Genomic DNA, 15839 nt, shown 5'->3' with positions numbered 1-15839 from the left:
ACGGACGGTCGAGGTGGTACTCATCTGTCCACTGTCGCCAATCCGCGATCAGGCGTTCGACGATTTCGACGATTGTTGCTGCGGCTGCGCGTGCAAGGCGCGGTATATGGTCTCAGCCTTGGCATGGCCGACGCCCTTGACCTGTTCGAGCTCCTCGACGCTGGCTTCGCGCATGGCGCGGACCGAACCGAAGTGGCCGAGTAGTCGTTTCTGGTAGGCTTCACCAATGCCAGGAATGTCGTCCAACGCGGAGCGCAGAGCGCCTTTGCGCCGGGTCTGTCGGTGATAGGTGATGGCGAACCGGTGGGATTCGTCGCGCACACGTTGCAGCAGGTACATGCCTTGGGACTGGCGCTTGAGGATGATCGGGTAATCGTCGTCCGGCACCCATACCTCTTCGAGCCGTTTGGCCAGTCCGCACAACGCCACGTCGTCCACACCACAGTCGGCGAGCGCCTTGGCCGCGGCCATGACCTGAGGCTGTCCGCCGTCGACGACGATGAGGTTCGGCTTATAGGCGAAGCGCCGCCGATCCGTGTTTTGCTGCACGACGCTCTGCCGCATGGCCGGTGAGATCGTCGAATCGTTGTTGCCGAATGCCGATTCGTCCATGCAGTTCTGTTCTCCGGCCACATCCGCAGCCTCGCGCTCTCGGCGTTCGTTGTCTATGCTTTCTCCGGAGTCGCCGGCGATGTTGCCGTGCTTAAACCGTCTGGTCAGCGTTTCGTACAGGGCGCTCAGATCGTCGGCCACGCCATTGCCGTCCTTGCCCCGAATGGCGAAGCGGCGGTATTCGGACTTCTTGGCGAGCGCGTCCTCGAACACCACCATCGAGGCGACTTGGAAAGCACCGCCGACGGTATTCGAGATGTCGTAGCATTCGATGCGCAACGGCGCCTGTGCAAGGCCCAGTGCCCTAGCTACGTCGTTCATGGCGTCGGAGCGTGCGCCCATGTCGCTGATGCGGCTCATCTTGCTGCGTTGCAGCGCCTGATTCGCATTGTCCGTCGCGCGTTCCATCAGTGTCTTCTTCTCGCCACGCTGCGCGGTGCGGATGGTCACGGCCGCACCGCGCAGCCCGGATAGCCACGATTCGAGTTCCTCGCGGCGAACGGGTTCGACTGGGACGATGACCTCCCGCGGGATCGGTGAGATCGGTGCGAGCAGGTCGGCCCGGCCTGTCTGCTCCTGACGTTCGTGCCGTTCTCGGGTCGCCTGGGCTCTGGACACCGCGTCAGTCGCGGTCATCGACTGGGTCGAGCCGATCGCCTCGCGCCTCTCTTCGACCTTGGTAGCGACGTCGCCGGCATCCCTGGGATCCTCGCCCGCATACACCTGTACGATGAGATCGGCGATCAGTTCCGCGTCACTGATGTCCTCAACACGTTCGACGCTCCAGTTGCGCTCCCCTCGTATCGATCCGTCGCGCACGTAAAATGCGTGCACCGACGCCTCGAGTTCATCGCAGGCCATGCCGAACACGTCGGCGTCCACGTCTTGGTCGAATACAACCGCGTTCTGCTGCATGACAGTGCCGAGCATCTGGATCTCGTCGCGCAGCCGTGCGGCCTTCTCGAACTCGAGTTCGGCGCTGGCTTCTTTCATGTCGCGCGTGAGCTGGGCGATGTACGATTTGCCGAGTCTGCCGGTCATCACGCCGACCAACTGCTCGCACATGCGGCGATGGTCTTTGGCGTCGATGCGGCGAACGCACGGCGCGGAGCATTTGCCGATCGAGGCGAGCAGACAGGGCCGTCCCGTCAGTTCGGCCTTGCGGAACACGCTGTCGGTGCAGGTGCGCACGGGAAATGTGCGTAGCAGCTTGTCCAGCGATTTGCGCAGCTCCCATACCTTCGCGTACGGTCCGAAATACCGGCTGTCACGTCGCTTGCGACTGCGCGTCACCCACACGCGCGGGTATGTCTCCCCCGCCGAGATAGCCAGATACGGGTAGGTCTTGTCGTCTCGAAACTGCACGTTGAACCGCGGGTCGAATTCCTTGATCCACGTGTATTCAAGCGTGAGCGCCTCAAGCTCGGTGCCGACGACCGTCCATTCGAGGCTTCGGGCGGTGAGCACCATCGTCTGCGTGCGCGGGTGCAACAGGTAGAGCGGCTGGAAATAGTTGGTCAGCCGGTTGCGCAGGTTTTTGGCTTTACCGACGTAGATCACGCGGCCCTCGCCGTCACGCCATTTGTAGACGCCGGGTTGTGCGGGGATATCGCCGGTTTTCGGGCGGAACAGGTCACGGGTGTCACCGAGCAGCGGCGCACCGTTCCTGTTCACGCCCTTGGACGTGTCGATCGAGGCCATGTCCTGCCGCTGCAGCGCATCCGCGGTTTTGCGCCATACGTCCGGCGCATGTCGTTCGATGTCGTTGGTCATGGCGGCTCACAGCATCGGCTTGAGGAACTTGCCGGTCCAAGAGTCCTCGCATTGGGCGACCTGCTCGGGCGTGCCCTGTGTGACGATCGTGCCGCCCCCGTCGCCGCCCTCGGGCCCAAGGTCGATGATCCAGTCGGCTGATTTAACCACGTCGAGGTTGTGCTCGATGACGATCACGGTATTGCCCTTGTCGACCAGCCCCTGCAGGACAAGCAGGAGCTTGCGCACATCCTCGAAATGCAGGCCGGTGGTCGGCTCGTCGAGGATATACACGGTTTTGCCGGTGGAACGCCGTTGCAGTTCGGTGGCGAGCTTGACGCGTTGCGATTCGCCGCCCGATAGGGTCGGGGCCGGCTGGCCGAGACGGATATAGCCGAGTCCGACTTCGACGAGCGTGTCAAGATAACGGGAGATCGACGGATACGCCTTGAAGAATTTCGCGGCCTCCTCGATGGGCATGTCGAGCACGTCGGAGACGGTCTTGCCATTGTACTTGACCTCCAACGTCTCGCGGTTGTACCGCTTGCCGTGGCACTCCTCGCATTCCACGTACACGTCGGGCAGGAAGTTCATCTCGATCTTGAGCGTGCCGTCACCATGGCACGCCTCGCACCGACCGCCCTTGACGTTGAACGAGAACCGGCCCGGCCCATAGCCGCGCACCTGCGCCTCGGGAGTCTTGGCGAACAGGGTGCGGATCTTGTCCCACACGCCCGTGTAGGTCGCCGGATTGGACCGCGGCGTGCGGCCGATCGGATTCTGGTCGACGTGGATGACCTTGTCGCACTGGTCGACGCCTTCGACGCGCGTGTGCTTGCCGGGCACGATGCGCGCGCCATTGAGCTTGTCGGCGAGGACGGGGTACAGGATCTGGTTGACCAGCGTCGATTTGCCGGAACCGGAGACGCCGGCGACCACGGTCATCACGCCGAGCGGGAAGTCGACGGTGAGGTTCTTGAGGTTGTTCTCCCGCGCCCCCACCACGCGCAGCTGTTTGGTCTTGCGGACCTTGCGGCGGTGGTCGGGCACGTCGATGCTGCGCCGTCCGGCGATGTAGTCGCCGGTGATCGACCGTGGCGCATCCACGAGCTTCGCGGCCGGGCCAGAGTAGACGACCTCGCCGCCGTGTTCGCCGGCGCCCGGCCCGATGTCGACCAGCCAGTCGGCCTTTTCGATGGTCTCCTGGTCATGTTCGACCACGATCAGCGTATTGCCGAGGTCACGCAGGTGATGCAGCGTCTCGATAAGTCGTTCGTTGTCGCGCTGGTGCAGACCGATGGACGGCTCGTCCAGCACGTACATGACGCCGACGAGACCGGAACCGATCTGCGTGGCGAGCCTGATGCGCTGCGCCTCGCCGCCGGACAGGGTCTTCGCGGCGCGCGAGAGCGTCAGGTAGTTCAGACCGACGTCGTTGAGGAAGCCGAGCCGTGCGCGGATCTCCTTGAGCACCTCGCCTGCGATCTGTGCCGCGGAGCCTGTCAGTTCCAGACCGTTCACCCAGGCGAGACTCGCTTCGGCGGACATGTCGCACACGTCGGCGATCGATTTGCCGTCGATGGTGACGGCCAGCACCTCGGGGCGTAGGCGCCGGCCCTTGCAGGTCTGGCATGGTACCTCGCGCATGTACGACTCGTAGTACTGCTTCATCTGGTCGGAGTCGGTCTCGTCATGCCGGCGCATGAGCGTGCGCACCACGCCCTCGAACCCGGTGGAGTACTCGCGCATGCGCCCCCAACGGTTGCGGTAGGAGACCTTCACCTTGAAGTTGCGGCCGTACATGATCGCATGGCGCACGTCCTCGGGCAGATCCTGCCACGGGGTGTCCAGGTCGAAGCCCATTTCCTCGCCGAGCCCTTCGAGCACGTGGCGATAGTACTCTCCCGTGCCCTTGGTTAGGCCCCACGGTTCGATCGCGCCCTCGTTGAGCGTCTTGCCCGGATCGGGGATGACGAGTTCCGGGTCGATCTCCAGCGAGTATCCGATGCCGGTGCAGTCGGGGCACGCACCGTACGGAGCGTTGAACGAAAACGTGCGCGGCTCGATCTCGTCCAGTTCGAGCTGGTGGCCGTTCGGGCACGCCCGGTGTTCGGAGAACGGCTGGCGTCGCGCCGGATCGTCGGCGTCGCGGTCCACGTAGTCGATGACGACGATGCCTTTGGCCAGCCGCAGTGCGGTCTCGATCGAATCGGTGAGACGCTGGCGGATGCCGTCCTTGACGATCAGACGGTCGACCACCACTTCGATCGTGTGCTTCTTCTGCTTGGCGAGCTTGATGTCGTCGCTCAGCTGCACCATCTCGCCGTCGACGAGCGCGCGGGCATAACCGTCGCCGCGCAGCAGTTCGAGCAGGTCCTCGAACTCGCCCTTGCGGCCGCGTACCACGGGGGCGAGGATCTGGAACCGGGTGCGTTCCGGGTTCTTCAGCAGCGCGTCGACCATTTGCTGCGGCGTCTGCGCGCTGACCGGCTCCCCGCACACCGGGCAGTGCGGCACGCCGGTGCGGGCGAACAGCAGTCGCAGGTAGTCGTAGATCTCGGTGATCGTGCCGACCGTCGACCTCGGGTTACGGTTCGTGGTCTTCTGGTCGATCGACACCGCCGGGCTGAGCCCCTCGATAAAATCGACGTCAGGCTTGTCCATCTGGCCCAGGAACTGGCGGGCGTACGCCGACAATGACTCGACGTAGCGGCGCTGGCCTTCGGCGAACAGCGTATCGAACGCGAGAGAGGACTTGCCCGAGCCGGACAGGCCCGTGAACACGACCATGCGGTTACGGGGAATCGACAGATCCACATTCTTGAGGTTGTGTTCTCGGGCACCCTGGATCGTGATCTTCAGATCATTGGGGATATGGGAGATGTCCGCCACCAACGACGTGTCGGTGCGGCGCATGGGGGCCTTCCTGATCTCCCTCGACAAGAACGAGTCGCTCGTCATCACACGTTCCACCAGCACCTCGCCGCTGCGTCCCGGCTTGGCGTTCTTCGAAGCCGTTCTGTTCGCCGTCATGCCCTTCGCCTTTCATCCATGCCCATGTCCTGCTCGAATACATGTCCACAATACCCGATCCCGGCATATATTTCGAACACTTGTTCGACGGCGTGTCTCGTGCCGCCGGCGTCCGCCGTCCTCATACGAAAAACGGTGTCCCGCCCCGTGGACCGGGACCGGGACACCGTTTTTCGCGTGCGGACGATGCGCTACTTGCGCTTCTTCTTTTCGCGAATGTTCACCGAGATCTGGATCGGGGAACCTTCGAAGCCGAATTCCTCGCGCAGCGAACGTTCGATGAACCGGCGGTAGCCGTGCTCAAGGAACCCTGTGGCGAAGATCACGAACCGCGGCGGACGAGTCGAAGCCTGCGTAGCGAACAGGATACGCGGCTGCTTGCCACCACGCAGCGGATGCGGGTGCGCGGCCTGGATCTGCCCAAGGAACGCATTGAGCTTGCCGGTGGGGATGCGCTTGTCCCATGATTCGAGCGCCTCGCGCATCGCACGGGCCAGACGGTTCGTATGCCAGCCGGTCTTGGCCGACAGGTTCACGCGCGAGGCCCACGTCACACGTTCGAATTCGGTCTTCCACAGGCGTTCCATGCGCTGGCGATCGAACTCGTCCATGAGATCCCACTTGTTGAACACGAGCACGATCGCACGGCCCGCATCCACGGCGGAGCTCATCACCTTGAGATCCTGATCGGAAATCGGCTGGGACGCGTCGAACAGCACCAGCGCGAGTTCGGACCGTTCGATCGCGGCCTGCGTACGCAGCGACGAGTAGTACTCCGCGCCGGACAGCTTGTGCAGGCGGCGCTTGATGCCGGCCGTGTCGATGAACAGCCAGTCCTCGCCGTCGACGCGCACGACCTCGTCGACCGGGTCTCGCGTGGTGCCGGCCAGATCATTGACGACCGCACGCTCCTCGTGCGCCAGCTGGTTGAGCAGCGAGGACTTGCCGACATTCGGACGTCCTACGAGCGCGACGCGGCGCAAGTGCGTCGGCGTGAGGAATCCAGAGGTCTTCTTGGCCTTTTCCAGTGAATCGAGTGCGGCGTCGAGCAGATCGCCCACTCCCCTGCCGTGCATGGCGGAGATCGCATACGGTTCGCCAAGGCCAAGCTTCCAGAATTCGGCGGCCATGTATTCGCTGGGCGCGTCGTCGATCTTGTTGACGGCGAGCGTGACCGGCTTGCCGGACGCGCGCAGCAGTTTGACGATGCGTTCGTCGGTGTCGGTCATGCCGACCTGTCCGTCCACGACGAACACGACCGCGTCGGACAGCTGCACGGCGACCTGTGCCTGTGAGGCGATCGCCGAGTCGATGCCTTCGACATCGGCTTCCCAGCCGCCGGTGTCGACGAGCTTGAAGTCGGTACCGGCCCATTCCGCGTCGTAGCTGACGCGGTCGCGGGTCACGCCTGGCGTGTCCTCGACGACGGCGGCGCGACGGCCGAGGATGCGGTTGACGAGCGTGGACTTGCCCACGTTCGGTCGTCCGATGACGGCCAGTACGCCGACCTGCTTGGGACCGGCCTCGCGCGTTGCCGCATCGGCGCCGATTCCGGCGACCAGCGCCTCGTCGGCCTCATCGAGGTCATAGCCTTCGAGGTTGGCGACGTACTGCTTGTATTCCTGCTCCTCGATGGCGGCGTCCACCAGTTCGATCAGCGCATCCAGCGTCTGTTCGAAGTCCATGTCGGAATTGTCGATCGTGGTCACGCCGTCCGCTGCGGTCAGGAAGCTCGTCACCTTGGAGTCGGCCTTGTCTCGCGCGGCCACGTCCTCGGCGCCGACGGCGACGCCGTCGCCGTCATGCGCCGCGGCAGCGACGGCCTGACCTGTACGACGCGCCTGGCGCACCTCTTCGCGGGCGGTGAGCAGTACGCGCACCTCCGCGTCGGGGGCCACGACGGTGGTGATGTCGCGGCCTTCCGCCACGATGCCGCGCCCCTCGGAGAACGAGTCGGCGGCCGCCTCGCGCGCGATCGTGGCGCGCTGGGCCGCGATGAGCACATGGCGCACCGGGATCACGTTCGACACTTTCGAGACATGCGAGGAGACCTCAGACGAGCGAATCGCCTCACTGATGTCCTCGCCGTCGCAATAGACCCGGGAATCATCCGGGTCGACGGTGATATCGAAATGGCCTTCGGTGAAGAACTCGCCGACGGTCTCGGTGATGAGCTGCTCGTCGACCGTCTCGGCGTCGAGGTCGACACCCTGCTTAAGGCACCACCATGCGCAGGCGCGGTACATCGCGCCCGTGTCGAGGTAGGCGAAACCGTAATACTTGGCCAGTGCCTTGGACGTGGAGGACTTACCCACGCCGGCGGGGCCGTCGATGGCTACGCGGATCACAGGCCCACCGCCTTCGACAGGGAGCGAACCTCGGTCTGCGACAGCACTCGGTAGGATCCGGGCTTGATCTCGCCGAGCTTGATCGGGCCGATCTGCGTGCGTACAAGCCGCTTGACCGGGAAGCCAATCGAGCCGAAGATGCGGCGCACGATGCGGTTCTTGCCCGAGTGCAGCACGACCTTAACGATCGTGGTGTCGCGATTCGAGTCGACGATCGCGCACTTGTCGAGTTTGATCCACCCGTCGTCAAGCTGCACGCCGGTGGTGACCAGACGACGGCAGACGGTGCCGCTGATCTTGCCTTCGATCGTGGCGATGTAAGTCTTCTCGACCTCGTACTTGGGGTGCATGACGTGCTGGCTGAGCTCGCCGTCGTTCGTCATGAGGATGAGGCCTTCCGAATCGTAGTCCAGACGGCCCATGTGGAAGATGCGGTCATACTTGTCGCCGACGATGTCACGCAGCGTGTAACGGCCTTTCGGATCCTCCATCGCGCTCAGGACGCGCTTGGGCTTGTTAAGAGCCAGCGTGACGTGGTTCGGGTTGATGCGCACGCGCGAACCGTCGACGCGCACCTGCTGGTGTTCGAGATCGACGCGGGTGCCAAGTTCGGTGACCAGTTCGCCATCGACTTCGACACGGCCGTCGGTGATCATCTCCTCGCATTTGCGGCGGGAACCGAATCCGGCCTGCGCGAGGATCTTCTGCAGACGGACGGCGTTGCGATCATCATGGATATGCGCCTTCTCGGCGCGGGAATATGCGTTTGGCATCGTTCTCCCAACGTGGCCTTGCGTACTTGCCGTACGCGAATGTGCGGTATAAGGCTGTCTGCCGACAATGGTCGGCGATGCAGCCGCGAATATTGTACGCTCACCCATGGTCCGTTCTCCGGTGCCTCTCGGGCGTGGGCTGGTACACTAGCAGTCGTCCGGCGGGGATCACCCGCGATACTGATATAAAGAGGACTGATATGACTGCTTTTGAGTCACCGAACATTCAACCCGTCGATGAGCCGCAGACCCGGCAGGCCACGTCCACGGCCGCGACGGCCGACGGCCATGCGCTTGCGGCCCGAGTGTTGGCCGAACTGGCCGGCAGCTTCCTGGTCTGCTTTGCCATCTATCTGATCTGCTCGTTCGGTACTTCCTTGTACAACGTGAACATGGCGTTCATCGCCGTGGGCATCGGCGTGACGTACGCGGTGGTGACCGCCATGATGTCCGGGATCTCCGGCGCCCAGTTCAATCCCGCGGTGACCATCGCCTCGATGTTGGAGTCCAAGACGCGCGTGCTCGACGGCGTGCTGTATATCGTCGCCCAGCTGGCTGGCGCGCTGGCGGCCGGCGCCGCGCTGCGTTTCCTGCTGCCGACTTCCGATCAGATCACGACGAAGGTGTGGCTGCTCCCCGCCGTCAACGGTTTCGAGAACGGTTCGGTGGCCTATCAGACCGTCAGCTCGGTCGGTGTCAGCTTCGGCATCGTGCTGGCGATCGTGGTCGAGGTGGTCGCCGGGCTGCTGATCGCGGGCACGGCGATGCGTTCGACCGATGACGAGGGACGCCCGTCGTCCGACTATGCGCTGGCGATGGGCGCCGCATATGGCATCGGCGCCGCGATCACGTATCCGGTGACCGGCGCCGCACTGAATCCTGCGCGGGCCACGGGCATCGCCGTGTTCGCCCAGGGTCAGGGCCTTAATGCCGAGCCTCTGGGTCAGTTGTGGGTGTTCTGGGTGTGCCCGATCCTTGCTGCTGCTGTCGTGGCGCTGATCTCGATCGCTTCCCAGGTCATGAGCGAGTCCGCCCGTCGCAAGGCCCGCGCGGCGCAGGCCGCACAGTCCGTCGACGATGCACAGGATGCGGACGGATTCGTCTCCGACGACGACTCAGCGCATCAGGGGCAGGCTGAAGTAGGTGACCAGCAGCCCGATTCCCAGGGCGATGCCGATGAAGGAGTCGAACGCCACTGAACGTACCTTCCAGGGACTGCGTTCTCGCAGTATGAGACGCAACGTTCCGGTGACGATGCCCGCAGCCGCGATGATCACGACTGCGGGCATCGTGTATCCGAGCACGGCGACGAGCACGGCGACGGCCACCGTCGCGGCAACGAGCCATTCGAACCATGGCTTGCCCTCATGGGCTTCGGAAACAAACGGATGATCGTGCATGACATGCCTTTTCTGTTCGGATAGACCGGCGGATAGTGAATGGGCTTCCCCTTGCATACAGGGGAAGCCCATTCACTATTCCGCTATCAGTGGAAGAAGTGACGCGTACCGGTCAGGTACATGGTCACGCCGGCCTTTTTGGCGGCCTCGATGACTTCCTCGTCGCGGATGGATCCACCAGGCTGGACGATGGCCTTCACACCGGCGTTGATGAGGATCTCGGCACCGTCGGCGAACGGGAAGAACGCGTCGGATGCAGCCACGGAACCAGTGGCGCGATCGGCGCCGCCGGCCAGCGTGTTCGCGCGTTCAACGGCCAGATGGCAGGAGTCAACACGGTTGACCTGTCCCATGCCGATGCCCACGGTCGCCTCGTCGTGTGCCAGCAGGATCGCGTTCGACTTGACACAGCGGATGGCGCGCCATGCGAACAGGAGGTCGTTGAGCGTGGCGGCGTCGGCGGGCTCGCCGGCGACAAGCTTCCACGCGTTCGGATCGTCGCCGGTCGCGTCGATCAGATCGGTGTCCTGCACCAGCAGACCGCCATCGATCTGACGGAACTGCGTGTGGCTCTTCGGCGGCTCGGCCACCTTGAGGATGCGCAGGTTCTTCTTCTTGGTCTGCAGCAGTTCGAGGGCCTCCGGCTCGTAGGCCGGGGCGACGATGACCTCGGTGAAGATCGGGCGCACGCTTTCCGCCATCTCGAGGGTGACGGTGCTGTTGCAGGCGATCACGCCGCCGTAGGCGCTCATCGGGTCGCACGCATGGGCCTTCTTGTGGGCTTCCGCGGCGGTTTCGCCGATGGCCAGACCGCACGGGTTGTTGTGCTTGACGACAGCGACGGCGATGCGCGGGGCGAAGTCCCACACGGCGCGCCATGCGGCGTCGGCGTCCACGTAGTTGTTGTAGCTCATCGGCTTGCCGCCGAGCTGTTCGGCGTGCGCGAAGCCGTCGCGGTGCAGCGGGTCGATGTACAGGGCGGCCTGCTGGTGCGGATTCTCGCCGTAACGCAGCACGTGCGCGCGATCCCACGTGCGAGTGAACGCGGCCGGGAACTTCGTGTCGTTGACGACATTGCCGTTCTCGTCGGTGTCGGGGGTCTCCACGCTGTCCGGCTTCGGCCAGTGCTTGGCGGTCCATTCGTTGATCGTCGCATCGTATGCGGCGGTGTGGGCGAATGCCTTGGCGGCCAGCCAGCGACGCTCCGCGAGGTCAAAGCCGCGACCGTCCGCAACGCGCTCGGCGACCAGCTTGTAATCGGCCGGATCGGTGACGATCGCGACGGTCGCACTGTTCTTCGCGGCGCCGCGCACCATGGACGGGCCACCGATGTCGATCTTTTCAATCGTCGCGGCCTCGTCCGCTCCGGAGCGCACGGTGTCGGCGAACGGATACAGGTTGACGACCACAAGATCGAACGGCTTGATTCCGAGCTGTTCGAGCTGGGCGACGTGGTCGGGGTTGGTCATGTCGGCGAGGATGCCGGCATGGATGTGCGGGTCGAGGGTCTTGACGCGGCCGTCAAGGCTTTCGGGGAAACCGGTGACCTGCGACACCTCGGTCACGTCCACGCCGAGTTCGGCGAGCCTCTTTGCGGTCGAACCGGTGGAGACCACTTCGACTCCGGCCTTGATGAACGCATCGGCGAGCACCTCGATGCCTTCCTTGTGGAAAACGGACACCAGGGCACGGCGTATCGGTCGGTTCGTGTTTGTCATCCCTATATTCCTCCTTAATGGTTGCTTCTTCATGGTACCGCCTTGCCGGACAGTCTCCCGCCCGCGTGCCCGGATGAGACGTCGGCTCAGTTGGATGTTTGCGGGGACTGGGAACCATCGGCGTCGCGTCCGGCAGCCGCACGCGATCGTATGCTGCGTGCGGCCCAGCGCATTCCGAATACGGATGTCACGCCGATGAGTGTCACCAGCCAAGCGGCCAGCAGTCCCAAGGCGGTGGGTCTGGCGACGGCCTGGGTCGAGCGAACCACGTCGACGCCAAGGCTCGCCAGTCGTTCGTTGCCGAGTCCGCCGTTGGATATGACGAAGATCAGCGAATAGCCGACCGAAATCAGCGCACCGGCGATGCAGAAGGCACCGACCGGATAAGCGAAGTCCATGATGGCGCGGCGGATGCCATCCGGCTCATCCATGTCGACGAACCGAACCCCGAACCCGCGTTTCGACCACATCGCGAACAGACCTGCGGCGAATCCGCATGCCAACGGGATGGAGACCAGAACGAATCTGAGATTCGCGGCGGCGACCGGTTCAGGCAGCACACCGAACACCGGGATGGGCGGCAGCGAGGTGGATTGTCCGACCCACAGGGAGAACGATCCGATATCCCCGATGGAAAACCCGGCGCCGAAGACCCACGACACGGCCCATATGCACAGATTCGGCAGCCATGCAAGGCACGCGATTGTAGTCAGGATTCGCGAGCCGGTTCCCATGCCCAGCAACTCGTACAGCCGTACCACGGCGGCATGGTTGCGCGCCGACCATAACGCCACCGCCGTTACGCCGATGACCAGATACAGCAGCACAAGCACGAGGCCGATGGACAGTCCCATGGTGATGGCCTGCCTCAGCCGAGGGGCGACGACGGCACGCATGCGCTCGATGATGGACGCGGTGAGCGACGCGACCGGCACCGCGGCACACAGATAGCCGATGGTGAAAATCACCGCTCCTTTGACGAGGATCAGCCACAGCGCATCGTCGAGCACTGTGTCGGTGCCACGACTGAACAACGCATCGAACGTCATCCAGGAGACCAGTCCGGTGACATACCCCGGCACACTGCAGGTCAGACGTTGCGCGAACGCACGGACCAAGGCGATCAGCAGAACGGTGAGCAGCAGCGGAACCAGTGTAAGGTTCACCGGGGCGATGACGAATCCGACCCCTTGGCTGAGCAGCACCACGGCGGCGCTCAGCGACAGGGCGTAGGCGGAGAGATTGTCTCCGCCTTCCTCCATCGAGATCACCAATAGCATCAATGCCGTGAAGCAACCGATCGCTATGGCGAACACGGCCATGGACGCCGCGGCGACAGCGATGCCCCTGAGCAGCGGCTTGATCCGGGAGATCATGAAATCGAACGCTCGGCCAGCACCTGGCGCATGATGTCCGCGGCTTGACCGGGCGTGCGGCCTACACGAATACCGACAGATTCAAGGGCTTCCTTCTTGTCCTGGGCCGTGCCCTTTCCACCGGAGACGATGGCGCCGGCATGGCCCATCTGCTTGCCTTCGGGCGCAGTGAAGCCCGCGATATAGGCCACGACAGGCTTGGTCATGTGTTCGCTGGCCCAGCGTGCGGCATCCTGTTCGGCGGTGCCGCCGATCTCGCCGATCATCATCACGGCCTTGGTGTTGTCATCCGCCTCGAACGCTTCGAGCGCCTCCTGGAGCGTGGTTCCGACGATCGGGTCGCCACCTGCGCCCAGGCACGCGGTGAAGCCGATATCGCTCAGCTCGCCCATCAGCTGATAGGTGAGCGTTCCCGACTTGGACACCAGTCCGAGCGGACCGCGCCCGACGATGCCGTCCGGGATGATGCCGAGGTTCACGCCATGCGTCTGCGGCGTCGACGGCAATGTCATCAGGCCCGGGCAGTTCGGACCAACGATGCGCACTCCCCTGCGCAGGGCGAGTTCGACGAAGTATGCACTGTCGGCGACCGGGATGCCCTCGGTGATGACGACGATAAGCTCGATACCCGCCTCGACGGCTTCCACGACCGCACCCTTGGCAAATTTCGGCGGGACGAACACGACGCTGGCCTTGGCACCGGTGCGTTCGCGCGCCTCGGCGCAAGTGGCGAATACGGGGACATGCGCGTCGGTACCGTCGACGTTGGCACCCGGGAAATCAATCACGGTGCCGGCCTTGCGCGGATTGGTGCCTCCGACGATGTTGGTGCCGGCCTTGAGCATGCGGGCAGTATGGGTCATGCCCTGATGACCGGTCATGCCCTGGACAATGACCGGCGCGCCGTCTTCGATGAACAGTGCCATCAGTGGTTCTCCTTTGCGTCAGCGGCAAGGCGGGCGGCCTGCTGCGCGGCTTCTTCCATGGTCTTGGCGACGTGCAGGTTCGGATTCTCCGCCTGTGCGAGGATGCTCAGGCCCTCAGCCGCGGCATTGCCGTCGAAGCGCACGACGATCGGCTTGGCGGCATTGAGCTTATCAAGAGCCTCGAGGATGCCCTTGGCAACCTGCTCGCAGGAGGTGATGCCACCGTACACGTTCACGAAAACGGATTCGACCTGCGGATCGGACAGCACGATCTCGAGGCTGTCCGACATGACCTCGGCCGACGCACCTCCGCCGATGTCGAGGAAGTTGGCGGGTTTGACGCCGGTGCCCTGCTCCTCACCTGCCCCGGAAACGGCGTCGAGCGAGCTCATGACCAGTCCCGCGCCATTGCCGATCACGCCGACCTCGCCGTGCAGATGCACGTAGTGCAGACCATGTTCGGCCGCACGGGTCTCATAGGGGTCGGCCTCGATGCTGTCCTCGAACCGTTGCCACCCGTCATGACGGAACGCGGCGTTGCCGTCGAGCGAGATCTTCGCGTCAAGGGCACACAGGGACTTGGACGATTCGTCATCCGGATCGCCGATCTTGGCGAGCGGGTTGATCTCGACGAGCGTGGCGTCATTGTCCTTGAAGCATCTCCACATCTTGAGCAGGATATCGGCCGCCTGATTGACGTCGGCATGATAGAAACCGATGCTGTTGGCCATTTCGACCGCGGCGTCGTGGTCGAAATCGTCAAGGGCATTGATGTGCAGACGCTTGACCGACTCCGGGTGTTCCTTGGCGATTTCCTCGACCTCGGTGCCACCGTTGGCGGTCGCCAGCACGTCGTAGTCACGCGAGGAACGGTCGACGGAGATGGAGACGTAGTATTCGTGCAGAATGTTCTTCGCCTCGGCGACGAGCACGCCGTTGACCTTATGCCCGTGAATCGTCATCGGCAGGATACTCTCCGCCAACAGAATGGCCTCGTCCCGGTTGTGCGCAAGTTTGACGCCACCCGCCTGTCCTCGATGGCCGATCTTAACCTGCGCCTTGATGACGCAAGGGTATCCGAGTTCGTCCGCAGCTTGGGCCACTTCGTGGGAGTTCTGGGCGTAAATCGCCTTCGGCTCCGGGATGGACTGCTCCGCGAGCAGTTCCCTGGCCTGATATTCGTAAAGATCCATGAATGTTCCTGACTATGACCTTATACCGGTATGGGACCGCATCGCTGACGTGATCCCGTTGGCGTTGGTACGAATGATAGACAACGAGGCGGTGAATGTGAAACCGCGTCTCAGGTCTCAGGCCGGCATGGTCACCAGCACGCTGCTGGGAACATCGCCGAGCTTGTCCAATCCGTCCAGACCGTCGAGCTTCATGACGAAGCTGAATCCGGCGACTTCTCCGCCCGCCTGACGGATCAGATCGGCAGCCGCCTTGGCCGTGCCTCCGGTCGCGATGAGATCGTCAACAACCAGTACACGGGTGCCAGGGTGCACCAGTTCCGTTTCGATTTCGACCGCTGCGGTACCGTATTCGAGATCGTACGATTCGCTGATCGTTTCGGGAGGCAACTTGCCTGCCTTGCGAATGGCCAGGAATCCTTTGCCGAGATGTGCGGCCAATGCCGGACCGAACAGGAAGCCTCGCGCCTCCAGACCGGCGATGATGTCAAAGGAATCCACCGGCACGGGCAACGAGCGCTCCAAACCTTCGAGCATCAGTTTCAGCGCCTTGGCATCGGCAAGAACGGGCATGAAATCACGGAAGATGATGCCGTCTTTCGGGAACCCCGGGATGGAACGGATATGGGACACCACATATCGGGCATTGTCTTCGCCGATGGCTGCCAGTTGGGCGATGGAGATATCGGATTGCGCCATGATCTGCAC

The 15839-nt window shown here is 63.5% G+C and carries 11 protein-coding genes; 1 reads left to right on the top strand and 10 read right to left on the bottom strand.

What is annotated here, in order from left to right; all coding sequences use genetic code 11:
* Positions 1 to 48: 48 nt before the first annotated feature.
* The 4 genes from uvrC to JS541_RS11850 form a co-directional block, all read right to left on the bottom strand.
* Positions 49 to 2385 carry an excinuclease ABC subunit UvrC gene (uvrC, locus tag JS541_RS11865; RefSeq protein WP_214374713.1) on the bottom strand — a complete coding sequence of 779 codons (2337 nt, stop codon included), beginning with the start codon at positions 2383 to 2385 and terminating at the stop codon, positions 49 to 51.
* A gap of 6 nt (positions 2386 to 2391) precedes the next feature.
* Complete coding sequence (gene uvrA / locus JS541_RS11860) at positions 2392 to 5397, bottom strand: excinuclease ABC subunit UvrA (protein WP_214374712.1); 3006 nt, start codon at positions 5395 to 5397, stop codon at positions 2392 to 2394.
* A 191-nt stretch (positions 5398 to 5588) separates the two neighbouring features.
* Complete coding sequence (gene der / locus JS541_RS11855) at positions 5589 to 7745, bottom strand: bifunctional cytidylate kinase/GTPase Der (protein ID WP_214374711.1); 2157 nt, start codon at positions 7743 to 7745, stop codon at positions 5589 to 5591.
* Positions 7742 to 8518, bottom strand: a complete 777-nt coding sequence (locus tag JS541_RS11850) for a pseudouridine synthase (protein WP_214374710.1) — start codon at positions 8516 to 8518, stop codon at positions 7742 to 7744. Before JS541_RS11850 ends, der begins: the two co-directional genes overlap by 4 nt.
* A gap of 200 nt (positions 8519 to 8718) precedes the next feature.
* On the opposite strand from JS541_RS11850, the gene JS541_RS11845 reads away from it, so the two are divergent.
* Positions 8719 to 9717 (top strand): aquaporin, encoded by a 999-nt coding sequence (locus JS541_RS11845; RefSeq protein ID WP_214374709.1) that lies wholly within the window; start codon positions 8719 to 8721, stop codon positions 9715 to 9717.
* On the opposite strand, the gene JS541_RS11840 is transcribed toward JS541_RS11845, so the two are convergent.
* The 6 genes from JS541_RS11840 to JS541_RS11815 form a co-directional block, all read right to left on the bottom strand.
* A complete protein-coding gene (locus JS541_RS11840; protein WP_214374708.1) occupies positions 9634 to 9918 on the bottom strand; it encodes a DUF3017 domain-containing protein in 285 nt (94 codons plus the stop codon). The two genes, JS541_RS11845 and JS541_RS11840, sit on opposite strands and share 84 nt — an antisense overlap.
* Before the next feature lie 86 nt (positions 9919 to 10004).
* Positions 10005 to 11636 carry a bifunctional phosphoribosylaminoimidazolecarboxamide formyltransferase/IMP cyclohydrolase gene (gene purH / locus JS541_RS11835; RefSeq protein WP_214374707.1) on the bottom strand — a complete coding sequence of 544 codons (1632 nt, stop codon included), beginning with the start codon at positions 11634 to 11636 and terminating at the stop codon, positions 10005 to 10007.
* An 86-nt stretch (positions 11637 to 11722) separates the two neighbouring features.
* Positions 11723 to 13012, bottom strand: coding sequence for a DUF6350 family protein (locus JS541_RS11830; RefSeq protein WP_214374706.1), 1290 nt, complete (start codon positions 13010 to 13012; stop codon positions 11723 to 11725).
* A complete protein-coding gene (sucD, locus tag JS541_RS11825) occupies positions 13009 to 13938 on the bottom strand; it encodes a succinate--CoA ligase subunit alpha (RefSeq protein ID WP_214374705.1) in 930 nt (309 codons plus the stop codon). Before sucD ends, JS541_RS11830 begins: the two co-directional genes overlap by 4 nt.
* On the bottom strand, positions 13938 to 15131 hold the full coding sequence (sucC, locus tag JS541_RS11820; protein ID WP_214374704.1) for an ADP-forming succinate--CoA ligase subunit beta: 1194 nt from the start codon (positions 15129 to 15131) through the stop codon (positions 13938 to 13940). Before sucC ends, sucD begins: the two co-directional genes overlap by 1 nt.
* Before the next feature lie 117 nt (positions 15132 to 15248).
* Complete coding sequence (locus JS541_RS11815; protein WP_214374703.1) at positions 15249 to 15830, bottom strand: adenine phosphoribosyltransferase; 582 nt, start codon at positions 15828 to 15830, stop codon at positions 15249 to 15251.
* Positions 15831 to 15839 lie beyond the last annotated feature (9 nt).

Origin of the sequence: Bifidobacterium sp. SO1, assembly GCF_018555335.1 — a bacterium.
Taxonomy (GTDB): Bacteria; Actinomycetota; Actinomycetes; order Actinomycetales; family Bifidobacteriaceae; genus Bifidobacterium; species Bifidobacterium simiiventris.
This window is presented reverse-complemented; position numbering and strand designations above follow the sequence as displayed.

Bases quoted from the DNA above. Each gene is read 5' to 3' on its own strand.
- sucD (WP_214374705.1), bottom strand. From the start codon at position 13,938: ATGGCACTGTTCATCGAAGACGGCGCGCCGGTCATTGTCCAGGGCATG.
- purH (WP_214374707.1), bottom strand. From the start codon at position 11,636: ATGACAAACACGAACCGACCGATACGCCGTGCCCTGGTGTCCGTTTTC.
- JS541_RS11840 (WP_214374708.1), bottom strand. From the start codon at position 9,918: ATGCACGATCATCCGTTTGTTTCCGAAGCCCATGAGGGCAAGCCATGG.
- JS541_RS11830 (WP_214374706.1), bottom strand. From the start codon at position 13,012: ATGATCTCCCGGATCAAGCCGCTGCTCAGGGGCATCGCTGTCGCCGCG.
- uvrC (WP_214374713.1), bottom strand. From the start codon at position 2,385: ATGACCAACGACATCGAACGACATGCGCCGGACGTATGGCGCAAAACC.
- sucC (WP_214374704.1), bottom strand. From the start codon at position 15,131: ATGGATCTTTACGAATATCAGGCCAGGGAACTGCTCGCGGAGCAGTCC.
- JS541_RS11845 (WP_214374709.1), top strand. From the start codon at position 8,719: ATGACTGCTTTTGAGTCACCGAACATTCAACCCGTCGATGAGCCGCAG.
- JS541_RS11850 (WP_214374710.1), bottom strand. From the start codon at position 8,518: ATGCCAAACGCATATTCCCGCGCCGAGAAGGCGCATATCCATGATGAT.
- uvrA (WP_214374712.1), bottom strand. From the start codon at position 5,397: ATGACGGCGAACAGAACGGCTTCGAAGAACGCCAAGCCGGGACGCAGC.
- JS541_RS11815 (WP_214374703.1), bottom strand. From the start codon at position 15,830: ATGGCGCAATCCGATATCTCCATCGCCCAACTGGCAGCCATCGGCGAA.